Source organism: Rhodoferax sp. GW821-FHT07F03 (genome assembly GCF_059418745.1).
In genome coordinates, this window is the sequence record NZ_JBWKQM010000017.1 from 17521 (window position 1) to 39230 (window position 21710).

Annotated in this window: 19 protein-coding genes; 13 read left to right on the forward strand and 6 right to left on the reverse strand. The window is 62.4% G+C overall.

From position 1 onward, the window contains the following. Nucleotides 1–23 precede the first annotated feature (23 nt). Nucleotides 24–1673 (forward strand): aminotransferase class III-fold pyridoxal phosphate-dependent enzyme, encoded by a 1650-nt coding sequence (locus tag AC07R0_RS22915; protein ID WP_495106600.1) that lies wholly within the window; start codon nt 24–26, stop codon nt 1671–1673. A gap of 42 nt (nt 1674–1715) precedes the next feature. Here AC07R0_RS22915 and AC07R0_RS22920 read toward each other — a convergent pair whose 3' ends face one another. From AC07R0_RS22920 to AC07R0_RS22930, 3 genes are all read right to left on the reverse strand, one after another. After that, the gene (locus AC07R0_RS22920) at nt 1716–2321 is read right to left on the reverse strand and encodes a hypothetical protein (RefSeq protein ID WP_495106601.1); all 606 of its coding nucleotides are present in this window, start codon (nt 2319–2321) and stop codon (nt 1716–1718) included. 152 nt (nt 2322–2473) lie between these two features. Further along, nucleotides 2474–3403: a UDP-2,3-diacylglucosamine diphosphatase gene (locus AC07R0_RS22925; protein WP_495106602.1), complete on the reverse strand. Its 930-nt coding sequence runs from the start codon at nt 3401–3403 to the stop codon at nt 2474–2476. A 141-nt stretch (nt 3404–3544) separates the two neighbouring features. Further along, the gene (locus tag AC07R0_RS22930; RefSeq protein WP_495106603.1) at nt 3545–5092 is read right to left on the reverse strand and encodes a T6SS phospholipase effector Tle1-like catalytic domain-containing protein; all 1548 of its coding nucleotides are present in this window, start codon (nt 5090–5092) and stop codon (nt 3545–3547) included. Between the two features lie 117 nt (nt 5093–5209). Between AC07R0_RS22930 and AC07R0_RS22935 the strand changes: the two genes are divergently transcribed. The 5 genes from AC07R0_RS22935 to AC07R0_RS22955 all read left to right on the forward strand — a co-directional run bounded on the left by AC07R0_RS22935 (nt 5210) and on the right by AC07R0_RS22955 (nt 8822). Beyond that, on the forward strand, nt 5210–5569 hold the full coding sequence (locus tag AC07R0_RS22935; protein WP_495106604.1) for a DUF2946 family protein: 360 nt from the start codon (nt 5210–5212) through the stop codon (nt 5567–5569). A 76-nt stretch (nt 5570–5645) separates the two neighbouring features. After that, nucleotides 5646–6194 carry a YcnI family copper-binding membrane protein gene (locus AC07R0_RS22940; protein ID WP_495106605.1) on the forward strand — a complete coding sequence of 183 codons (549 nt, stop codon included), beginning with the start codon at nt 5646–5648 and terminating at the stop codon, nt 6192–6194. A gap of 13 nt (nt 6195–6207) precedes the next feature. Continuing rightward, entirely contained in the window at nt 6208–6666 is a 459-nt protein-coding gene (locus AC07R0_RS22945) for a copper chaperone PCu(A)C (RefSeq protein ID WP_495106606.1), read from the forward strand. A gap of 143 nt (nt 6667–6809) precedes the next feature. Next, complete coding sequence (locus AC07R0_RS22950) at nt 6810–7523, forward strand: PhaM family polyhydroxyalkanoate granule multifunctional regulatory protein (protein ID WP_495098607.1); 714 nt, start codon at nt 6810–6812, stop codon at nt 7521–7523. 27 nt (nt 7524–7550) lie between these two features. After that, nucleotides 7551–8822 carry an FIST signal transduction protein gene (locus AC07R0_RS22955; protein ID WP_495106607.1) on the forward strand — a complete coding sequence of 424 codons (1272 nt, stop codon included), beginning with the start codon at nt 7551–7553 and terminating at the stop codon, nt 8820–8822. Nucleotides 8823–8933: 111 nt separating this feature from the next. On the opposite strand, the gene AC07R0_RS22960 is transcribed toward AC07R0_RS22955, so the two are convergent. Next, nucleotides 8934–9665 carry a helix-turn-helix domain-containing protein gene (locus AC07R0_RS22960; protein WP_495098609.1) on the reverse strand — a complete coding sequence of 244 codons (732 nt, stop codon included), beginning with the start codon at nt 9663–9665 and terminating at the stop codon, nt 8934–8936. A 117-nt stretch (nt 9666–9782) separates the two neighbouring features. Between AC07R0_RS22960 and AC07R0_RS22965 the strand changes: the two genes are divergently transcribed. From AC07R0_RS22965 to AC07R0_RS22995, 7 genes are all read left to right on the forward strand, one after another. After that, nucleotides 9783–10565: a hypothetical protein gene (locus tag AC07R0_RS22965; protein WP_495106608.1), complete on the forward strand. Its 783-nt coding sequence runs from the start codon at nt 9783–9785 to the stop codon at nt 10563–10565. Nucleotides 10566–10666: 101 nt separating this feature from the next. After that, nucleotides 10667–12586, forward strand: coding sequence for an MFS transporter (locus AC07R0_RS22970; protein ID WP_495106609.1), 1920 nt, complete (start codon nt 10667–10669; stop codon nt 12584–12586). An 8-nt stretch (nt 12587–12594) separates the two neighbouring features. After that, complete coding sequence (locus AC07R0_RS22975; protein WP_495106610.1) at nt 12595–12942, forward strand: DUF805 domain-containing protein; 348 nt, start codon at nt 12595–12597, stop codon at nt 12940–12942. A 2-nt stretch (nt 12943–12944) separates the two neighbouring features. Next, the gene (locus AC07R0_RS22980; protein WP_495098613.1) at nt 12945–14297 is read left to right on the forward strand and encodes an FAD-binding oxidoreductase; all 1353 of its coding nucleotides are present in this window, start codon (nt 12945–12947) and stop codon (nt 14295–14297) included. Continuing rightward, the gene (locus tag AC07R0_RS22985; protein WP_495106611.1) at nt 14294–15166 is read left to right on the forward strand and encodes a methyltransferase domain-containing protein; all 873 of its coding nucleotides are present in this window, start codon (nt 14294–14296) and stop codon (nt 15164–15166) included. Before AC07R0_RS22980 ends, AC07R0_RS22985 begins: the two co-directional genes overlap by 4 nt. After that, a complete protein-coding gene (locus AC07R0_RS22990; protein WP_495106612.1) occupies nt 15163–16215 on the forward strand; it encodes a hypothetical protein in 1053 nt (350 codons plus the stop codon). Before AC07R0_RS22985 ends, AC07R0_RS22990 begins: the two co-directional genes overlap by 4 nt. Further along, the gene (locus AC07R0_RS22995) at nt 16205–17233 is read left to right on the forward strand and encodes an alpha/beta fold hydrolase (RefSeq protein WP_495106613.1); all 1029 of its coding nucleotides are present in this window, start codon (nt 16205–16207) and stop codon (nt 17231–17233) included. The genes AC07R0_RS22990 and AC07R0_RS22995 overlap by 11 nt, the downstream gene beginning before the upstream one ends. Here the strand turns inward: AC07R0_RS22995 and AC07R0_RS23000 are convergent. Together AC07R0_RS23000 and AC07R0_RS23005 are read right to left on the reverse strand one after the other, a co-directional pair. After that, nucleotides 17230–18084 (reverse strand): C40 family peptidase, encoded by an 855-nt coding sequence (locus tag AC07R0_RS23000; protein ID WP_495098617.1) that lies wholly within the window; start codon nt 18082–18084, stop codon nt 17230–17232. The genes AC07R0_RS22995 and AC07R0_RS23000 overlap by 4 nt on opposite strands. Nucleotides 18085–18152: 68 nt before the next feature. Then, nucleotides 18153–21650: an EAL domain-containing protein gene (locus AC07R0_RS23005; RefSeq protein WP_495106614.1), complete on the reverse strand. Its 3498-nt coding sequence runs from the start codon at nt 21648–21650 to the stop codon at nt 18153–18155. Nucleotides 21651–21710: the final 60 nt, after the last annotated feature.

Consider the following 21710-nt stretch of genomic DNA (forward strand, 5'->3'; position numbering starts at 1 on the left):
TCTCTTTTGAAAGGAAAAATGTTGTGAATGAAACTCTGGCTCTGTACGCCGCCGCCGGCGGTGCCCTGCTGTACGGCACGGCACGTGTGAAGACCCGGCTGGAGCTGTCGTTGGCCAAGCACCGCTCGCTTACCGGCCACCCGCGCATGGCGCGCCGCATGGCGGCCCAGCTGCCCAGCTACCGCTATGACGAAACGCAGGCCTTTGGCCTGGACGGTGCGCCGCCCGAAGTAGTGGGTTTGCGCAAGACCGCGCTGGCCCGACTCGCCGCGCAATTCGGTGAGCGCTATGCCAAAAGCCTGGCGCTGACGCGTGCGGCCGAGGGCGATATCTCGGACATGCAATTCATCGCCGCCTACAAGCTGCCCTACCAGTTCCGCGAGCTGTTCGGCAAGGCGCTGAAGACCGGCTCTTTTGTGCAGTCCACCAGCGGCGTGACATTGACCGATATGGATGGCAATGTGTTCTACGACCTGACCGGCTCCTACGGCGTCAACCTGTTCGGCAATGACTTCTACAAGGACAGCATCGCCCAAGGCAGCGCCCTGGTGGCCGAGCTGGGCCCGGTGCTGGGCTCCTACCACCCGGTGGTGGCCGACAACGCGCAGCGGCTCAAGGCCATCTCCGGCATGGACGAGGTGAGCTTCCATATGTCCGGCACCGAGGCGGTGATGCAGGCCGTGCGCCTGGCGCGCTACCACACGGGACGCACGCACCTGCTGCGTTTTTGCGGCGCGTACCACGGCTGGTGGGGCGATGTGCAGCCCGGCATCGGCAACCCCGTGACCGAGCGCGACACCTACACGCTGAAGGACATGGGCGAGGCTACGTTGCGCGTGCTGCGCAAGCGCAAGGACATTGCCTGCGTGCTGGTGAACCCGCTGCAGGCCTTGCACCCGAACATCGGCGCGCCCGGCGATTCGTCGCTGCTGGACAGCTCGCGCCAGGCGCATTACGACCGCGCCGCCTACACCCGCTGGCTGCAACAGCTGCGCGAGATCTGCACCGAGAAAAACATTGCGCTGATCTTCGACGAGGTGTTCGTTGGCTTCCGCCTGGCACCCGGCGGTGCACAGCAATACTTTGGCGTGCAGGCCGATATGGTTACCTACGGCAAGACCCTGGGCGGCGGCTTGCCGGTGGGCGTGGTCTGCGGCAAGCATGCCTGGATGAAGCGCTATCGCGAAGATGCGCCGGCCGACATCTGCTTTGCGCGCGGCACCTTCAACGCCCACCCCTATGTGATGGGCGCGATGAATGTGTTTTTGCAAAGCCTGAACACAGCGCCCATCCAGGCCCTGTATGCCGGGCAGGACGCGCGCTGGGACCAGCGCGCTGCCAGCCTGAACCAGCGCCTGCAGGTGGCCGGCCTGCCGGTGCAGGTGGCGAATATGTCGTCCATCTGGACCGTGCTCTACACCCAGCCGGCCTGCTACAACTTTTTGCTTCAACATTATTTGCGGCTGGAAGGCCTGGCTTTGAGCTGGGTGGGCACGGGGCGTTTCATCTTCAGCCTGAACTACAGCGATGCGGACTTTGAAGCCGTGGCACAGCGCTTTGTGCGCGCCGCCCAGGCCATGCAGGCCGATGGCTGGTGGTGGCATAACCCGGAGCTGACCAACAAGTCCATCAAGCGCCGGGTTCTGAAGGAGATGCTGGCGAAGAAGTTTTAAACGGGATGAAGCCCCTGCCGCGAAGCAGGGGCACCGGTTGGTTTAGGCGTGGTGCGCTTGGCGCGGTTCGATGAGTTCACCGCGCATCAAGGCCAGCGGGGCTTTGTAGTACAGCGTGATGTCGTGGAAGGGGTCGGTCAGGATCTTGGTCATCCACACCAGGCCGGCCTCCACGTCCTTGATGAAGAACAGGTGCACGGTGCGGAACACCAGGCCGCCCACGCCGACCGCCAGCCAGACCAGGCCGGTGTTGCGCGCGAAGCTTTCCCAGCCGGTGTGCGGCTCCAGCAGGCCAAACAGGCTGGGCTGCCATACCAGCAGCAGCGGAGATGCGGCCCAGATGGCCATCAGCACCACCTTGCGGCGCAGGTTGTAGCCGACCTTGATGTCTTCCTTGTGCTCGTGCGTGGCCTGGTTCACCACGTCATAGCCCTTGGGCTCGAAGAAGAAATGGCCGGCCTGGCGACTGGTCATGGACACCAGCCAGGCCAGCAGTGCGGCCAGCGCCGGGTCCTTGAACAGCAGTGCGTAGGCACAGACGAAGCTGACCGCGCTGACCAGGTGCAGCGACTGGTTGATGCGGCTGTGGTGGTAGTAGCGGTGGTCGTCCCAGCGCTGGATCTTGAGTTGCTCGAAAAAATCAGACATGGTGGCTCCTTCAATGTGAACGGTACAAGAGGGTGACAGGGGGTGACGAAACGGTGACAGGCCGTGTGACAGGCGGGTGAATTTGCTTGCGGACGCAGGTGGGTACGGTGCTGTGCATGGCGCGTATCCGGCGTGATGAAGTGTTGCCAGCCTTAGCGCGCAACTTCGGCGGGCAGGCTGGCCACGGCGGCTGCGGCCTTGGGGCGTGGCGCGGCAATGGCGGCGCTGGGCGTGGCTTCTATAGGGTCCTGCCAGTGCAGCACTTCCAGGCGCCCGTCCATGTGTTCGACCAGGGCGGTGCGGCTTTCCACCCAGTCGCCGTCGTTGCAGTACAGCGTGCCGTTGATGGTGCGCATTTCGGCGCGGTGGATGTGGCCGCAGACCACACCGTGGTGGCCGCGCTTGCGGGCCTCGGCGGCTACGGCGTCTTCGAAGTCGGTGACGTAGTTCAGCGCGGTTTTCACCTTGCCTTTCAGGTAGGACGACAGCGACCAATAGGGCAGGCCCATGCGCGCGCGAAAGCTGTTCAGGTGCCGGTTCAGCTTCAGCGTCAGCTCGTACAGGTTGTCGCCCAGGTAGGCCAGCCATTTGGCGTACTGCACCACGGCGTCGAAGTGGTCACCGTGCACCACCCACAGCCTGCGGCCATCGGTGGTGACGTGCACGGCCTCTTGCACCACCTCGATGCCGCCAAAGTGGTGGCCCACGAAGCCGCGCGCAAACTCATCGTGGTTGCCGGGCACAAAGATCACGCGGCAGCCTTTGCGGGCGCGGCGCAGCAGCTTTTGCACCACGTCGTTGTGGGCCTGCGGCCAGTACCAGCGCCGGCGCAGCTGCCAGCCGTCGATGATGTCGCCCACCAGGTACAGGTAGTCGCTGGGGTGGGTCTTCAAAAAGCGCAGCAGCGGCTCGGCCTGGCAGCCGGGCGTGCCCAGGTGCAGGTCCGAGATGAAGATGCAGCGGTAGCGCTGGCCATGGCCGATGTCGTCGTCATGGTCGTGCTCTGTGCTGCCGGGCTTGGGCTGTAGGGCCGCCAGCCAAGGCGCCGTGCCTGCACGGCCTGCGTCAAACTGCTGCAGCATCGGCGTTCCTGCGGCACAGGATGGGCGTCAAATAGGACATGGCGGCTCCTTGTCAAAGCGATGTCCCGCCAGTGTCACGCGTTGATGTGACGGCTCCACGGCATTGCTGTGTCATTTGCATGACACTGCCGCTCCGAACGCTTACTCGGTGCGCGTGATGGTCAGCCGCACGCTGCCATGGTTGTTGCTGTACAGGCCCCATACATCGTTGGGGAAGCAGAACAGGTAGCCCGGGTGCTGCACCACGAAGGCCTGCTTCTCGTGCACCGGCAGGTCCAGGTATTCATGTGGGTTGGGGCTGCCGTCGTTGGGCACGATGGAGCCTATGCCCGAGTCGTTGGCAATCGCGCCCACCAGGGTGAACCAGCGGTAGCCCTCCACCCGCTTGGTTAGCCAGAAGTCGGTGGACGCGTTGCCGGTGGCTTTCTTCATCCAGCCCTCGACCTTGCCCAGCGCAGTGCCGCCCGCGCGTACCACGTCGCCCAGGGTGTAGTCGTGGTTTTCGGTGCCGCGCCAGTCGCAGGCGTCGGTGCTGTCCAGCCATTCGCCGGTGGCGCTGAAGATGTATTTCTGGCCCTGGTCCATATACACGCCGGTAGGGTTCCACTGGGTGTCTGCGTAGATGTCTACCGTGCGGCTTTCACCCGGGGCGAGTGCGTAGCTCGGGTGGTAGGCCGGATAGGCGATGGGCGACATGGTTTGCCGTACGAAGGCGCTAGGGTGGAAGCTCGCGGCGTTGGCGGTCACCATGGCCTCGATATTGCGCGGACGTGAACGCAGCTTGGCGAAGGCACCTTTGTAGGAGTTGTGCAGCACGCCCAGCGGGTTGGGTTGCAGCGCCGCCTGCACGCCAGGGCGGAATGCCAGGCCCGCCAGGCTGGCCTGCTCCATCATCCATGACAGCGCGCCGTCGGACAGGTCGCTGTGCGCATAGCCGCCGCCCACGTCGCAGTGCACGCCGGGGAACCACAGCTCGGTGGCGTCCTTGTGCTGGTCGGCATTGGCCCAGCGTGTCACGGTGAAGCTGGCGCGGACTTCGTCCAGCGCCATGGCGTGGCGGGCGGTTTGCACATGGGCGCCCAGGTTGGTGTCGTGGAAGCGCCATTTCTCAGACCTGTCGAACAGGTTCAGCAGCTCCAGATCGTCCGGCACGCCCAGCGCACCCACAGTGTCCCAGACGCCGATGAAGCGCACCGGCGTGGCGTCCAGGCCGTGGAAGAAGCTCCAGCCAGCGGCCCATTGGCGGTCGTCCAGCGACCGTTTTGTGTACTTCTGGTAGGCCTGGTAGGCCGCGTCCACGCGGGCCCAGGCGTCCTTGGGCGGTGCGCTGCGCAGGTCCAGCAGGCCCCGGCCCAGCAGCCCGCCCAGGCTGCGCGCGGTAAAGGCGCCGCGGCTGAAGCCGAAGATGTAGATCTCGTCGCCCGGCACATAGTGCGTGGCAAGCCAGTGGTAGGCGCTGCGGATGTGGTTGCTGATGCCCGCGCCCACGGCCCCGCCGGCAATGGCGTCCAGCAGCTGGCCCTTGGCGCCCACGCCGGGGTGGTAGTAGGCGAGCTGCTCCACCCCGTCGCTGCCATGCCCTGCCAGGGCGTTGTGCAGCTTGACCACATTCGTCGGCGACAACACGCCGTTGTCTTCCTGGTCGGGGGAGTTCCAGGTGCCGTCATTGGAAAGAATGAGTCGTTTCATGGTGTGGAGGCGGTTGGGCCGCGGACATGGTGGTGCGGCTGATTCTGTGCGGCTTGTGCGGCGCAGGGCAATCCGTGCAGCGCCTGATCCATCGCACTATCTATGGATAATCGGCGCATGTTCTTCCTGCGCCACACACACGCCGTTGCCCGTTGGGCGCTGCTGTGCTTTGTGTTGTCGCTGGGTGTGGCGATCGCCGCGCCGCTGGTCAACCACCAGTCGCTGGAGCTGGTGTGCTCCAGCGTGGGCAGTGTCAAGCTGCTGGTCAAGTCGGCCGACGGCAGCAGCCAGGTGGTGAGCCAGATGGGCGACTGCCCGCTGTGCATCACCGGTGGTGGCTTGCCGCCGCCCGAGGTACAGCTGCGCGTGGCACCGGCCCAGCCCTTGGCCTATGCGCTGCGGAGCATTCCCGCTGCACGCCTGGCCTGGCTGACCGCTGCGCCCCTGCCCGCACGCGGGCCGCCGACCTTCCTCTGACTACCAAATGTATAGCTGCTGGCGCAGGTTTCATCTGCGCCGGAGGCTTGTTTCGTCTTGATCCAGAGGGTGTTCCATGTTTTTTTCTTTTGCTCTTAAATTCGTAGCTGCTTGCACAGTATCCGTGTACGCTAGCAGCACTTTTGCCCATATTGTTCTGGCCGAGCCCGCCGCCTTGGGCAATACCGGCTACAGCGCGGCCCTGCGCGTGGGCCACGGCTGCAACGGCGCGGCCACCACGGCCATCCGCGTCACCGTGCCGGCCGGCTTCAAAGACGCCAAGCCCATGCCCAAGGCGGGCTGGGTGCTGTCCACGGTGGTCGGCAAGCTGGACAAGCCGTGGGATGACCACGGCAAGCAGATTACCGACGGTGTGACCAGCATCACCTGGACCGCATCCCCTGGCAACGCGCTGCCCGATGCCTACTTCGACGAATTCGTGCTGCGCGGCAGCCTGCCTGGTGAGGCCGGTGCGATGTGGTTCAAAGTGCTGCAAACGTGCGAACAAGGCAGCATCGACTGGGCCGAGATTCCGGCCCCCGGTAAATCTGCGCACGACCTGAAAGCGCCCGCAGCCATGCTGGAAATCATCCCGTCCGAGCACGTCGGCGGCCACCAACATTAAGGCCTTGATTACTATGAAATTCATAGCTATTGCCGCAGCTATTCTCTGTGCTAGCGGGCATTTGTATGCTCAAAACGTAGTGGTCTCAGACGCCTGGGCCCGCACCAGCGTGCAGGGCCAGAAGGCCTCCGGCGCCTTCATGACCCTGACCGCCAAGGAAAACACCAAGCTGGTGGCCGTGTTCACCCCCGTGGCCGGCCTGGCCGAGGTGCACGAGATGAAGATGGACGGCGACGTGATGCGCATGCGCCCGGTGCAGGGTGGCCTGGACCTGCCCGCCGGCAAGCCCGTGGCCCTGAGCCCCGGCGGCTTCCACGTCATGCTGATGGACCTGAAAGCCGCCCTGCCCAAGGACAGCACCATCCCCCTGACCCTGACCTTCAAGGACGCCAAGGGCGTGGAAAGCAAGCTCGACCTGAAGCTGCCCGTGGCCACCATGGCCCCAGGCGGCATGGCTGAGCATAAACACTGAGCTTGGGGCGAACCCAGTGGCCCGGCAGAGCCGGTTCCACGGGCCCCTGGCGTGCAGGGAGTCTGGTTCGCCATGGGGGTTAGCGTAGGGGGATCTGCGGGTCTGTTGGAGTAAGCTGTGCAGGCAACACCCTAGGAGACTTTATGAGCGACACACCCGCCTTTGATTTCAGCAAATTCGTGCCCGGCTTTGACTTTCTGAAGAACCTGGGCAAGGGGGCTGCTGGTGCAGCGCCGGCGTCGCCACTCGGCGGCTGGGTGGCGCCCACCATCAATGTGGAAGAGCTGGAAAAGCGCATCACCGAGCTGAAGGCCGTGCAGTTCTGGCTGGACCAGAACGCGGTGGCGCTGAAAGCCACCATCCAGGCGCTGGAGGTGCAGAAAATGACCCTGGCAACGCTGAAGGGCATGAACTTCAGCATGGCTGACCTGGCGAATGCTTTCAAGCTCAAACCCACTCCCGCGCCCGAGGCGGCACCCGAGCCCGAACCGGAACCAGAACCCGCGCCTCCACCCCAGGCCGCCGCGCCCGAGCCACAAGCCGAGCCTGCAGCCCCGCTGCCCGGCGTGGTGGACCCGCTGAAATGGTGGGGCTCGCTGACCGAGCAGTTCCAGCACATTGCCGGCGCCGCGCTGAAAGACGCTGGCACCCAGGCCGCGCTGGAAAAGAGCAAGGACCTGGCCAGCAATTTCGCAGCCGAGGCTCTGAAAAGCGTGGGCGAGTTCGCCAAGGCCGCCACCCCCAAAACCAAGCCCGCGGCCGAGCCCCAGTCTGCCCCGGCCAAGGCCGCCGCCAAAAAGACGCCCGCCAAAAAAGCCCCTGCTAAAAAAGCTGTTGCCAAAAAACGCGTAGGCTGAGGCTTTATTTCTTCGGACCCGAGGCCTATGCCTGCCCTCAAACTCTTTCCCCATGGCCATGCCACGCACCCGCAGTGGCGTATGGCGGCTGGCCTGGTGCTGGCCCAGCTGCGCGCGCAGATGGCCCTGCCCGATTACGCCAATGCGCCCAGCCTGGGCCTGCTCTACATCACCGACCACTACGCCGGCGATGCGCAGGACATCCTGGACCACCTGAGTGGCGAGCTGCCCGAGGTGACAGACTGGTCTGGCACCGTGGGCATAGGTATTGCCGCCAACAATGTGGAGTACTTTGACGAACCCGCGCTCAGCGTCATGCTGTGTGACCTGCCGGCCGACCAGTACCGGGTGTTCTCCGGCGTGGCGCCGCTGGGCCTGGGTTTCGAGGCGCATACCGCCCTGGTCCACGCCGATGCGAATACCCACGACCTGACCGAGCTGGTGGCCGAGATGGCCTTGCGCACCGACACCGGCTACCTGTTCGGCGGCCTGGCCTCCAGCCGCACCCGTTCGGTACAGTTCGCGGTCGGTGGCAACGGCAATATCAAGGGCCATGGCGCGGCCGGTGGCGTGTTCAGCGGCGGCCTCAGCGGCGTGGCCTTTGCCGAGGGCGTGCACCTGGTGTCGCGCATCACCCAGGGCTGCCAGCCGATCAGTGCCAACCGCACGGTGACGGCCTCGGACGGCAACCTGGTGCTGGAGCTGGACGGCCAGCCCGCGTTGACGGTGCTGCTGTACGACCTGGGCGTGAACCTGGCCCAGCCGCAAGAGGCCCTGGCCAAGGTGCGTAACACCCTGGTCGGGCTGGCGCGCTCGCCCGCCGGCGATGCCGTGCTGCGCACCGCGCATTTCGGCAGCGACGTGGTGGTGCGCCACATCATCGGCCTGGACCCTGCGCGCGAAGGCATTGCCATTGCCGACACGGTAGAGGTCGGCACCCGGCTGGCCTTCTGCCAGCGCAATATGCAGGCCGCACGTTCCGACCTGGTGCGCATCTGCGCCGAAATCCGCGAAGAGTTGGAGCCCGAGGAGCTGTCGGTAGAGATCGCCGCCGCACTCGCCGCCCCCGAGGCCGAGTCCGCCCCGCACCCGGCTCGGCGCATTGCAGGTGCCGTGTATGTGAGCTGTACCGGCCGCGGCGGCGACCACTTTGGCGGCCCCAGTGCTGAGCTGCAGATCGTGCGCCGCGCGCTGGGCGATGTGCCCCTGGTCGGTTTCTTCGCCGCGGGTGAGATCGCTCGGCAGAACCTGTATGGGTATACCGGGGTGCTGACGGTGTTTACCGACGGCCTTCAATAAATGTAGCGGTCTTTCGTCCAAGGGACCCACAGAACCGGCTTTGCCGGGCTGTAGGGTTCGCCCCCTGCAAGGGGGTGGGCGGAAAGCGCTTGCGCTGTAGCCTGGGGGTGTTCAACGCCTCAATGCGGTAAACGCTGCAAACTCCCAGCGACGCATGCCCAGCAGCAGGGTGTAGCCCTCCAGTGCCGCTTCGGGCAGCTTTTGATCCGCCAGGTGCTGCTGTGCAAAGTCTTGTGCTACCCGCTGCAGGCGTTCCAGAAACAGCGGCGCCAGGCTGCGGCTGACGCTGCCGTGCACCAGTAGCAGGCCCTCGCCAGGGCCGTCGAAGCCACCGTTGTAGTAGTCCAGCAGCACATCCTCGCGGAAGAACTGCATCACCGGCCCGTGCGGCAGCCAGCGGAAGGTTTTGGCCAGCTTCAGGCGGTAGCGGTTCAGCGGGCGCAGCTCGATGATGCCGATGCGGTCCAGCTGGGCCAGGCAGCGTATGCACTCGGCCTCGCTCAGGCGGTAGCTGGCCACGATCTGCTCCAGCGTCCACTGGCTCAGCACGCAGATCGCCACCAGCAGCAGCTTTTTGTCGGCCACCACGGCGCGCTCCTGCTCCTGCGTCAGGCCGGCCAGCAGCGGCTGGGCATCGGCCACGCGGCGGGCCAGCTCGGCAAAGTCCAGCTTCAGCGCACGGCAGATGGCGTCCACGCGCGACAGCGGCATGTCGCCCTTGGCCAGCATGCGCTTCACACTGGACTCGGCCACGCCCAGCTGCACTGCCAGGTCGGCATAGGTCATGTGCGCGGCTTTGAGTTCCTTCTTCAGGGCGGTGACGAGGTCGGCGGTGGTGCTCATGGGTATTGATTATTGATACTTTTAGGTGCAATTAGCTAGTCTGTATCGAATATTGGATGTCCAATAGGACTCTCGACAAGACACTGGCGCACCTCTTATTGATTGAAAGAAGCCGCTGTGAAAACACCTTTGTCCTCGCTTGAAACCAGGCTGCTATGGGCCTGCGCCTTGGCCCTATTGTTCGCCTGCCTCGGGCCTGCCGTGGCGCAGTACGACCACTACCATGCGTTTGCCGACCAGCGGGCCTGGTGGGGTGTGCCGCATGCGATGGATGTGCTGAGCAACCTGCCTTTTGCCGTGGGCGGTGCCTGGGGGCTGGTGCAGCTGTGGCGCTACCGCCTGGTGCGCAGTGTGCAACGCGATTTGTCGGCCTTGTTCTTTCTGGGTCTGGTGGTGACGGCGTTTTGCTCCAGCGCCTACCACTGGCAGCCGGGGGACGGCGGCCTGGCGATTGATCGCCTGGGCATGGTGGTGGCATTCGCGGGCTTGCTGGGGCTGGCGGTGGCTGACCGTGTCAGCGACAGGGCGGGGCTTGCGACCATGGCCGCAGTGCTGGTGTGCGGCCTCTATGCCGTTGGCGTGTGGGTGTTTTCCAGCAATCTGCTGCCTTGGGCTGTGTTGCAAGGTGGCGGCATGTTGCTGATGGTGCTGCTGGCGATGGGCCGGCCGGTCGCTGGTGCCTGGGGGCTGCCTTTAGGTGCCGTAGTCGCCCTGTATGCCCTGGCCAAGCTGCTGGAGTTGGGCGACCACAGCGTGTTTGCCTGGACGGCCGGCTGGGTGTCTGGCCATAGTCTGAAGCATGTGGTGGCCGCCATGGCGGCCTGGCCGGTGTTGGGCTGCTTGGCGCGGCAGCGTGGGCCGATCGCACCGCACGTCATGACTAGCCAGTACAGTGTGTAAAGTCCGCCAGAGCCACAGCTTCAGAACTCCCGTGCAGCTATATTTTTAATAGCTTTACCCGCACATAGAATGTGCGCCACAGCCATATTGGGTTTATAAAAATGACGACACAGACAGCCGATATTCCTGCCGCCGCTGCGCATCCGAACCAGTTCGCCCTTTTGAAGCAGCGCCGCTTTGCGCCGTTTTTCTGGACCCAGTTTTCCGGCGCGGCGAACGACAACCTGTTCAAGTTTTCGTTCACGGTGATGGTGACCTACCAGCTCAGCGTCAGCTGGCTGCCGCCGGCCATGGCTGGGCTGGTGATCGGGGCGCTGTTCATCCTGCCGTTTTTGCTGTTCTCGGCCACCAGTGGCCAGCTGACCGACAAGTTCCCCAAGACGGCCATGATCCGTGCGGTGAAGAACCTGGAGATCGCCATCATGCTGCTGGCGGCCTATGGCTTCTTCACCAGCAATGTGGCGGTGCAGGTGCCGGTGCTGCTGTCCTGCGTGTTTTTGATGGGCCTGCATTCCACGCTGTTCGGGCCGGTCAAGTTCGCCTATCTGCCGCAGGTGTTGAATGATGCCGAGCTGACCGGCGGCAATGGCATGGTGGAGATGGGCACCTTCGTGGCCATTTTGCTGGGCGACATCGTGGGTGGCCTGCTGGTGGCCGTGCCCGAGGTGGGCCACACGGCCGTGGCCATTGGCTGCGTGGGCCTGGCCGTGGTCGGGCGTTGCGTGGCGCAGGCGATTCCGCAACTGCCGGCCACCGATCCGGGCCTGAAGATCAACTGGAACCCGTTCACCGAGACTTGGCGCAACCTGCAGCTGGCACACGGCAATCTGGTGGTGTTCCGCTCGCTGCTGGGCATCAGCTGGATGTGGTTCTTTGGCGCGGTGTTCTTGAGCCAGTTCCCCAGCTTTGCCAAGGAAGTGCTGCACGGCGACGAGCAGGTGGCGACGCTTTTGCTGGTGGTGTTCTCCATCGGCATCGGCACCGGCTCGCTGCTGTGCGAGGTGCTGAGCCGCCGCCATGTGGAGATCGGACTGGTGCCGCTGGGTGCCATCGGCATGAGCGTGTTTGCGGTGGACCTGTACTTTGCCTCGCGCGGCCTGCCCGATACGGGTGTGATGGGCCTGGGTGCCTTCGTGGCCCAGGCGGCGCATTGGCGGGTGATGGCCGACCTGGCGCTGCTCAGCCTGTTTGCCGGGCTGTACAGCGTGCCTATGTACGCGTTGATTCAGCTGCGCAGCCAGCCCACGCACCGGGCGCGCATCATCGCTGCCAACAACATCTTGAACGCGCTGTTCATGATCGCCAGCTCGGTGCTGGCCGGCGCGCTGCTGGGCGCGGGCTGCACCATTCCGCAGATATTCCTGTTCACCGGCCTGGCGAATGCGGTGGTGGCTTTCTACATCTTCATGCTGGTGCCCGAGTACCTGCTGCGCTTCGTGGCCTGGCTGTTGTCGCACTGCGTGTACCGCTTCAAGGTGCAGGGCGACGAGCACATCCCGGTGCACGGCGCGGCCATCCTGGCCTGCAACCATGTGAGCTTTGTGGACGCGGTGCTGCTGATGGCAGCCAGCCCGCGCCCCATCACCTTCTTGATGGACCACCGCATCTTCCAGGTGCCGGTGCTGGGCTGGTTGTTCCGCCTGGCCAAGGCCATCCCCATCGCGCCGCGCGCCGAAGACCCGGAGGCTTACGAGGCTGCCTTTGCCGCCGCCGCCAAGGTGCTGGCCGATGGTGATTTGCTGGGCATCTTCCCCGAAGGCGGGCTGACCAAGGACGGCCAGCTGCAGGAGTTCAAGGGCGGCATCATGAAGATTCTGGAGGCCGCACCGGTGCCGGTGATTCCCATGGCCTTGACCAATTTGTGGGGCTCGTATTTCAGCCGGGTCGAGCAGGGCGGCGCGATGGTCCGGCCGTTCCGGCGCGGGATGTTTAACCGTGTTGGTTTGAATGTGGATCGGCCTATGGTTGCTGCAGATGTCAGTCTGGAGAGCTTGTACGGGCGTGTGCGAGCTTTGATGTGAGGAAGAATATGTCGCTGTTTCAAAAGTTTTTCCGGTGCCGCGGCCCGTTAGCGCGTGGCGCATTTTGGGCTCGCGTGCTCGTTTTGCTGCTGGTTTTTATGGTGGCCGACAGCGTATTACGTCCGCTGCTGGGTACCTCGGTGGTTTACTTGCTCAACCCTTTGGCTTTGTGGGCGCTGGTTGCTGCGGGTGGACAACGATTGCACGACCGTGGTTACTCGGCCGTTTGGTTGTGGTTTGGCTTGGTGCCAGTAGTGGGGGCTGCGTGGTTGGTGTGGCAGTTTGTTCGCAAAGGTGCAGGCTCTGCGGCACATACGTACTTGCGTGATGTCCAGGACTTTTTAGTGGTGCGGTGAATATGCAGAACGCGAATTTGGTAGTAAACGATGTGACGGGTTTGAATCCGGTCTCGGTGTGGGCGATCAGTAAACCCACTACGGTGGAGGAGGTGGTGGATGCAGTGACACGGACGGACGGCCCCGTGTCTGTGGGGGGTGGCCACTTCAGCATGGGTGGCCAAACTGCCAGCCCTGGAAGCCTGCATTTGGACATGCGTGAGATGAACCGTGTGATTCTGTTTGCCCCAATGGCAAAGACCATACGCGTACAGGCAGGGATACGCTGGTGTGACATTCAGCGTTTTATCGATCCGCACGACCTGTCGGTGAAGATCATGCAGACCTATGCCAATTTCACGGTGGGTGGCTCGCTCAGTGTGAATGTGCACGGGCGATACATGGGTTTAGGGCCGGTGATTTTGAGCGTGCGATGGTTCAAGCTGGTCATGGCCGATGGATCCGTGGTGGAGGTCACGCCAGCGGGTAACAGCGAGCTGTTCTATGGGGTGATTGGTGGCTACAGTGGTTTGGGTGTGATCGTGGAAGTTGAGTTGTCGCTGGCTGACAACGTGCGGATCAAGCGTGTGGCAAAAAAGCTTTCGGTCAAGGATTATCTGGAGCACTTTAAAGCCAAAGTGCGCCATTCGCCTGACGCGATTTTTCACAATGCCGATCTGTACCCGCCGAACTACCAACGAGCCCGCTCGGTAACCTGGGTGCAAACTGAAGATGCGGTCACGGAGCCACGGCGCTTGCACCAGGGGGGCATCGGCTACGCGGTGGAACGGTACTTCGTGTGGGCCGTCTCGGAGACTCCGCTAGGTAAATGGCGGCGCGAATTCCTGATTGACCCTTTGCTGTATCTGCGGCGCAAGGTGCATTGGCGCAATTTTGAAGCCAGTTACGACGTGGCTGAACTGGAGCCCGCATCTCGTCAGCACACCACCTATGTTCTGCAGGAGTATTTTGTGCCGGTGGAGCAGTTTGATGTGTTTGTGCCCAAGATGGCAGAGATATTGCAGCGCTTTCGCGTCAATGCGTTGAACGTATCGGTACGACACGCCCAGGCGGACCCGGGGGCCTTGATGGCCTGGGCGCGTGGAGAAACTTTTGCCTTTGTGCTGTACTACAAGCAGCGCACTCGGGACAACGCCAAGAACCGCGTCGCGGTTTGGACCCGTGAGCTAATTGACGCCGCTATCAGCGTCGGCGGCAGCTATTACCTGCCCTACCAGCCGCATGCGACGCCCGCGCAGTTCCATGCGGCCTACCCACGCGCGCAAGAACTTTTTGCACTTAAACGCCGACTCGACCCCAGCTTTCGCTTCCGTAACGTCCTGTGGGACACCTATTACGCGCCTACTTTGCCATGATGCAATTTGTCCAACCCGCCTCAGAATTTAAAGCCGTTTTTGGCGACGTGCATTCGCATGATGCTTTCTATAAATTTTTGCAGAACATCTACCGGTTGTACCCTGAAGATCGCTTTCATACGCTGATCAAACGCAGCTGCGCCCAGTTCGATTCGGACGAGGCGATTTATCGTGATCTGCAGCAGCAGTTACCGCACATCAAGCCTTTCCATGCGGATCTGACGTATGCGCTGCCATCGCTGTTTAAACAGAAGGATGAAATGACCCGCCAGACGCTGGAGTTGTTGGGGACGCAGAGGCAGATCCAGGGCTATATGGAAATTGGCAGTACCGGGCGCTACATCAGCACATTGCGTAAACGATTGGATGTACGTGGCCCGGTGGTGCTGGTCAATGACCTGGCGCCAGGTTGGTCACCTGTGGATATTGTGGAGCGCGGTGGTCTGCGCAAAATCGGCAGCTTTGTACCTTTGGCCGACTATGCTCCGCTGTCTGCACAGCTGCCAGACAATACGTTTGATTTGGTGACCTGCTACATAGGCCTGCACCATTGCCCTTTGGACAAATTGCCGGCCTTTGTGGCGTCTATCGTGCGTGTGCTGAAGCCAGGTGCCACCTTTATTTTGCGGGACCATGACGTGAAGTCTGATGCGATGAATGCCTTTGTCTCGCTTGCCCACACCGTGTTCAATGTGGGGCTGGGTGTGCCCTGGGCACAGAACAAGGCAGAGCTGCGCTACTTCCGGCCGATCGCAGACTGGGTTGCGTACCTGGGCCAGCAGGGCTTACAGGATGTGGGGCCTCATCTGTTGCAGGCGCGCGATCCGTCCGATAACGTACTGCTGGCTTTTCGCAAGGAGTTGGCGTGAAATCCATGCGGGTTATTTGTGCGACATTGGCCTTGGGCCTCGCTGCTGTTGCCGGTGGTGCTGTGCCGGATGCCCGTCCTGCAGACGGGGCGGTGACGCCGATCGAACATGTGCGCGGCGTCGAGCAGACTCTGTTGACGTATCCAGAGTGGTTTTTAGTGTTCAGTCCTGCCGAATATGCAAGCTTTGCCAAGCAGTCGCCCCCGGACCAGTTTCCTTTTTTAGGCCACGTGGTTCAGTTTTGGCAGGGTTACAAGGCGGTGTTTGATGAGAGTCGGGCGCAAGGGTATGCCTTGAACCCTGGCTACCATCTCATGGTTATGGTGATTGGCGTCAGCACGTCGGTCGAGTACAGCTTGCGAGCCGTCTATGAAAGCCTGATTGGACGTTTGAGCCAAGCGACGACGGGTACGCGTACTCCAGAAGACCAACATGCTGCGCGGGTGGCCCAGGACTATGTGGACTTCATCCGAGTTTTACCCTGGTATGAGTACGATTTTTGGGGCCAGCTCAAGACTTTGTGGACGGTAGTGCCCTGGAGGGGGCCGGACATGCTGCGTAAATGGGAGCGCCGCTTTGCGTTGACAACCGAATACGGCATCAAGGCGATTTACGGGCAGCTCATCAAGCTGGCGACCAAGTCGATTTACGACACACCGTTGTTGGTCACGGCCATCGTGACCCAGCCTGCACCCGCATCCAATCCGGTGCTGCCAGACCTGAAGATACTCAAGGTGCTGCCCGATGGTGCGGCATTGGCCACCATCCCACGCTATGAGGCGTTTATGGTTTACGCCCAGGCGCTGGCAGCCCAGGGTGTCGATTTCCGCGAAATTGCGGGTAACCGGTCCATCATTTTGGTGAGTCTGGTGGGGGCTGCGGATTGGCGGCCTGCGCAGGGAGTCGATAAGTTGCTTTTTGAGCAACCCATACTCACCCAGCCCGGGCGTAAGCGCATTGTGGCGACCGCCAGCGTGCCGCAACTCGGTGCCGCGCTGCGTGAGTGGGCTGCAGCGGGCGTGCAGGTGGAGCATATTTTTGACTACTGAACGGTCTTTATTGGTTCGTCTGCTCATTGGCTTTGCCAAAGGTACGGGCTATGTCGGGGTCTTGTTGTTGCTGGTCGTTGGCTGCTGGCTGATCTATGCCCAAATTCGCATCAGCGCAACGGAAACGCTGCCGCGCGGTACAGGCGGCCCCACTGGTGACCGCTGGGTACATGCCGTAGATGTGGACGTGCATCTGCGCGAATGGGGCGCTAAGAATGCCAAGCCTCTGCTTTTGGTTCATGGAACCGGTGCCTGGAGTGGCACCTGGGTGAGCAATGCCGATGCCCTGGCGGCGGCGGGCTATCACGTCGTTGCGCTGGATCTGCCGCCCTTTGGATTCACTACGCTACCAGCCAATGGGGACTACAGCCGCCATACCCAGGCGAAGCGGATTCTGGCGGTGCTCGAGCAAATGGGGCGGCAACCTGTAACCTTGTTGGGGCATTCATTTGGCGGTGGGCCGGCCGTAGAAGCTGCGATGCTGGATGGCAGTCGTATCGGACATCTGGTACTACTGGATGCAGCCATTGGTCTGCATGCCGTGCCGCAAGCTGCCTGTGTCCCGTCGGAGTGGTTGCAGGCGGTGCTTTCCTGGCGTATGTTGCGTACTGGCATCGTGGCGGCGGTGGCGACGGAGCCGGCTTTCAGCCAGTTCTTGCTGCGCCGGTTTGTGGCACGCAAAGACGTAGTGACGGCGGCGCGCACGGCGATTTACCAGCAGCCTTTCAAGAACCAGGATTTCAGCGCAGGTCTGGGAGATTGGGCTTACCAATTTGCGATGGGCTGCGAATCGCCTGCCAGCGTGGAGCCGGAAAATTTTCGCCGCCTCAAAATGCCCGTGTCATTGGTTTGGGGTGAGCAGGACAGCATCACACCGCTCGTCCAGGCGCAACAGCTCCAGGCTCTGGTACCCGGTGCGCAGCTTACTGTCTTGCCTGGCGTGGGACACATTCCTCAAATTGAGGACGTGACCTTGTTCAACTCCACAATGGCGAGAGTACTTCGGTCGCGGCCTTAATTTTCTGGCTGGGTTGCCGCAATGGCCAGCGGAGGTGCTTTGAGATGGCCCACGTATTGCAGAGTCTGGTGGGTTCTCACTGACGGGATGTCCCCTTCCCGCATATGCAGCAGGTCGCCGGGGTTAATCAGACGCGGATCAGCATCTGTTAGTGGAAGCCCGGCGCTGCGATATGCCTCCAATACGAATTGCGAGCAGAAGAACTGGTCGTTGCGCCCTAGTCCAAGTTGTACGGCAGCCACGCCGCGGATGCAGAAGTCCCGTATGGTGGATGGCACCAGGGGCAGTTCGCAAAAACGCCGCTCCAACGTAAAAGGAGCTTGGAGCATGACCCCCATATAGTTGTATTTTTGACCCACGTGCTGGTCTACGAAGTTTCCCATTCTGGCAACGTTTTCCGGTGTGATTCCAGGATGCCGAAAGGCCACGACGGTGGCTTCTTGTGCCAGCAGTTCAGCGATTGTTCGTCGGCGTATGCCTTCGCCCACGGCCTCCGCAATTTGTTGATCGCCGACGTACATCCCCGCATGGCTGACGGGTGACAGCGTAAATAGACGGATGCCCGAGGAGTTCAGTCCGTTATCCGCCGTGAGAATGATGTCGCCAGGCCGTAGAGCATCTACCCCCACCGCTATTCCGCCGTTGGCTGGGTTGAGTGCAAGGTCTTGGAATCCGAAGGAGTGGGTACCGGTGGCTTGGTTCGTTTTTATGCCAGTAGCGCATCCGGCCAGAAGTAGAACGAGGAAGAAGACATAAAAGCGTGGTGTGGATGCCATGGCGCCATTCGATTGAAATCGCAGAATTTTAGGAGATGTATGGGTTATGCATATGCCATAAGTTGCGAGCTTCAACGGTTGTCTCCGTAGGAGGCTGGCGTGGGCTTGCGGTGGGCAGATGCGTGCTGCAGCAGGCGATGCAATTACACCGGTGTTGAAATTTTTGTATTGCGGCGCAACAGCTGCTCGAACTCTTCCAGCGGAACCGGTCGGCTGAACAGATAGCCCTGGCACAGGGTGCAACCATGCTGTTGTAAAAAGGCATGTTGCTTTTCGGTTTCCACGCCTTCGGCAATCACGTTGATGCCCAGGCTGTGCGCCATGCCGATGATGGTCTGCACGATCAGGGCATCGGTTTGCTGGATGCCGATATTGCGCACAAAGCTCTGGTCGATCTTCAACTGGTCCAGGGGCAGGCGCGTCAGGTAGGACAGCGACGACTGGCCGGTGCCGAAGTCGTCCATGGAGAAGTGCAGGCCTAGGTTGCGCAACGCGGTCATCTTGGCGATGGTGTCCTCCACGTTGTCCAGCGCCAGGCTTTCGGTCAGCTCCAGCTTGAGTCGATCGGGTCGGGCGCCTGTTTGCTGTAGCACCGCGCAGACCTGTTCCATGAAGTTGGACTGCCGGAACTGGCGTGCACTGACGTTGACCGCCAGCTGCAGGTCGGCCGTGCGCGGGTCGCTCTGCCAGCGGTACAGCTGTTCGCAGGCGGTTTGCAGCACCCACAGGCCGACGGGCAGTATCAAGCCTGTTTCTTCTGCCAATGCGATGAATTGGGCGGGCGGCACCAGCCCGCGCGTGGGATGGTGCCAGCGTATCAGCGCCTCGGCGCCGACGATCTGCTGCCCGTGCTGCACCTGTATCTGGTAGTACAGCTGGAACTGCTGCTCGGTCAGGGCGCTATGCAAATCGTTTTCCAGTGCGGTGCGTGCGCTGACGGCGGCCTGCATCATGGGGTCGAAGAAGCGGATGGTGTTGCGACCAGCGGACTTGGCGGCATACATGGCCAGATCGGCGTACTTGACCAGTTCGTCCAGCGACTGTGTCTGGCCGCTGAACAGGACGGCACCGATGCTGGGCGTGCTGTGCACGGTGTGGGAGGCCAGCAGATAGGGCTGGTTCAATGTGGAGATGATTTTCTCGCCCACGCTCTGGGTCTGTTTCGCGGCGTCGCTGGCATGCAGGTTCAGGTCTTCCAGTAGCACCAGAAATTCGTCGCCGCCAAACCGGGCCACGGTGTCGCCCTCGCGCACACAGGCCTTCAGCCTCTGCGCCACCTGCTGCAGCAGCACGTCGCCCATATCGTGCCCCAGAGTGTCGTTCAGGTTCTTGAAGTGGTCCAGGTCCAGGCACAGCAGGGCGCCCTGGCGGCCGGTGCGTGCGCTGGAGGCAAAGGCTTGCTGCATGCGGTCCATCATCAGCCGGCGGTTGGGTAGCTGGGTCAGTGCGTCGTAAAACGCCAGGTGCTCGATCTCCTTGGCGGCGGCAGCCTTTTGCGTGATGTCCACGAGCGTGGACACATAGTGGCTGGGCTGGCCATTGGCGTCGGCCACCGCGGTAACCGTCATGTAGTACAGGCAGACATCACCGTTTTTGCAGCGGTTCCAGATCTCGCCCTTCCATTCGTGGGCGGTCTTCAGGATGCGGGCCATATCGGCAAAAAATGCAGCGTCATGGCGTCCAGAGTCCAGCAGGCGCAGGGTCTTGCCCAGGGCCTCTTCCGCGCTGTAGCCAGTGATCTTGCTGAATGCCCGGTTGGTGCGCAGAATCGTGTTGTCGCAGTCGGAGACCAGCACACCTTCCTGGGATTCGAAGGCGATGGCGGCAATGCGCAGCTCGTCTTCTGCGTGTTTGCGTTTGGTGATGTCCTTGCCCACGCCCCGGTAGCCGCAGAAGCTTCCCTTGCCATCGAAGACGGGCGTGCCGCTGACGGATATCCAGTAGGTGCTGCCATCCGGTTTGCTGCGCTGGATCTCGAAGTCGCGAAACTCCAGGTGCTGTTGCAGTACCGCGCGGTGCTGTTCCCACTGGGCTTCGCTGATGTTCAGGCAGGGCAAATCCCAGCGGGTTGCACCCAAGGGGGTGGGGTAACGAGCATCGGATTTCTGCTCCAGGCTGCCGTCCAGTGTGACGAAGCGGAACTGCGCGTCCTGCTCCCAGTACCAGTCGGACGAGAGTGCGGTGAGCGTGCGGAAGCGGGCCTCGTTGTCCTGCAGGATGCGGCGTGTGCGGTAAGCCTCTGACACATTGCTGAACACCATCACCACGCCGACCACGGTACCGCTGGTGTCGCGTATGGGGGCGGCGCTGTCGGCGATCTGGTATTCGCTGCCGTCGCGGGCCAGCAGGGTCGTGTTCTCGCTCAGGCCCACTACGTTGCCGCGTGCGATGGCGTGCTGTACCTGGTCCATCACCGGTGCGCGGGTGTCTGTATTGACCAGGCGCAAGACCTGCGCCATGGGCAGACCTTGGGCCTCTGCAAAAGGCCAGCCGGTGAGCCGCTCGGCCACCGCGTTCATGCGGCTGATATGCCCTTCGGTGTCGGTGGAAATCACGGCGTCGCCAATCGAGTGCAAGGTGATGGCCAGGTCCTCCTCGCTTTGGCGCAGCTGGGCTTCCACGCTTTGGCGCCGCAAGGCCATATGGTTGAAGCGCTGTGCCAGCTCGGCCAATTCCGGGATGCCGGTGGCTGGCATGCTGGACACAAACTGGCCCTGCGCCAACTGGTCGGTGGCATCCAGCAGCCTGCGCACGGGTCGCACCACAGCGCGGCGTATGCCCTCGTGGGCCAGCGCAAAAGACAATAGCAAGCCGGCCAGCAGAAAGCCGATGTCGGTCCACATGCGGCGGTTGGCAACCGCGTAGAGTTTTTCTACCGGTATGGTCAGGCTGATGGTGGCGACGATATCGCCGCCGGATTCGAGCAGTGAGCGAAACACCACCAGTTCGCGCACGCCCTGGCCATTCTGGCGTTGCAGCACGCCGGGTTCGGTCAGGACGAGTGAAGAGGACGAGTCCACGTCACTCAAGCGCGTACCCAGCTCGTCAGGAGCCGGTGGGTAACGGACGATGACGACGCCCCGCGGATTCGTCATGCGGGCCACGGCGCCCTCCGGCAGGTCCAGATCGGCCAGGCGGCGGCCCCACCAGTCCAGCGAAACCACCGCGACGGCGGCACCCAGTACCTCCTGGCTGCCCGACCGGACGATGGGAAACGCAAAGTTCACGCTGGAGACCTCTGCCGCGCGGTCCATCTGGAAGGCCCCCATCGCAAACTCTCGCTGTTTGATGGCGCGTTGGAAGTAAGGCCGGTCCGCCACGTTCACGGGGGCGCTCAAAGGCTTGGCATTGCACAGCAGCGCACCATCGACCCGGGGCATGCCGAGATTCACGTAGCTTGTGCTGAGCGCCAATAGTTCGGCCAGGTACTGCGAGCATGCCGGTGCATCCAGTTGCTGGGCCACGGGGAGATAGGCCAGGTTCTGCAGGAACTGGCGGGTGTCGTCCAGCAGCTTTTGCTGGCTGTTGGCGATGGAGTACACCGTCAATGCGGCCAGCTCCCGGGTGGCGTCGATGGCCGCCGTGCGGGTGGCCTGCGCCTGGTAGACCGCCAGCAAAACAGCGGGCAGGACTGTGACCATGACCAGTAACCGGATCCTGGTCGATAAAGAAACCCCCTTGCCAGATGCCCGTGAACGCAT

Bases quoted from the DNA above. Each gene is read 5' to 3' on its own strand.
- AC07R0_RS22945 (WP_495106606.1), top strand. From the start codon at position 6,208: ATGAAATTCATAGCTATTGCCGCAGCTATTCTCTGTGCTAGCGGGCAT.
- AC07R0_RS22930 (WP_495106603.1), bottom strand. From the start codon at position 5,092: ATGAAACGACTCATTCTTTCCAATGACGGCACCTGGAACTCCCCCGAC.
- AC07R0_RS22970 (WP_495106609.1), top strand. From the start codon at position 10,667: ATGACGACACAGACAGCCGATATTCCTGCCGCCGCTGCGCATCCGAAC.
- AC07R0_RS22925 (WP_495106602.1), bottom strand. From the start codon at position 3,403: ATGCTGCAGCAGTTTGACGCAGGCCGTGCAGGCACGGCGCCTTGGCTG.
- AC07R0_RS22935 (WP_495106604.1), top strand. From the start codon at position 5,210: ATGTTCTTCCTGCGCCACACACACGCCGTTGCCCGTTGGGCGCTGCTG.
- AC07R0_RS22975 (WP_495106610.1), top strand. From the start codon at position 12,595: ATGTCGCTGTTTCAAAAGTTTTTCCGGTGCCGCGGCCCGTTAGCGCGT.
- AC07R0_RS22955 (WP_495106607.1), top strand. From the start codon at position 7,551: ATGCCTGCCCTCAAACTCTTTCCCCATGGCCATGCCACGCACCCGCAG.
- AC07R0_RS22920 (WP_495106601.1), bottom strand. From the start codon at position 2,321: ATGTCTGATTTTTTCGAGCAACTCAAGATCCAGCGCTGGGACGACCAC.
- AC07R0_RS22980 (WP_495098613.1), top strand. From the start codon at position 12,945: ATGCAGAACGCGAATTTGGTAGTAAACGATGTGACGGGTTTGAATCCG.
- AC07R0_RS23005 (WP_495106614.1), bottom strand. From the start codon at position 21,650: ATGGTCACAGTCCTGCCCGCTGTTTTGCTGGCGGTCTACCAGGCGCAG.
- AC07R0_RS22940 (WP_495106605.1), top strand. From the start codon at position 5,646: ATGTTTTTTTCTTTTGCTCTTAAATTCGTAGCTGCTTGCACAGTATCC.
- AC07R0_RS22985 (WP_495106611.1), top strand. From the start codon at position 14,294: ATGATGCAATTTGTCCAACCCGCCTCAGAATTTAAAGCCGTTTTTGGC.
- AC07R0_RS22950 (WP_495098607.1), top strand. From the start codon at position 6,810: ATGAGCGACACACCCGCCTTTGATTTCAGCAAATTCGTGCCCGGCTTT.
- AC07R0_RS22960 (WP_495098609.1), bottom strand. From the start codon at position 9,665: ATGAGCACCACCGCCGACCTCGTCACCGCCCTGAAGAAGGAACTCAAA.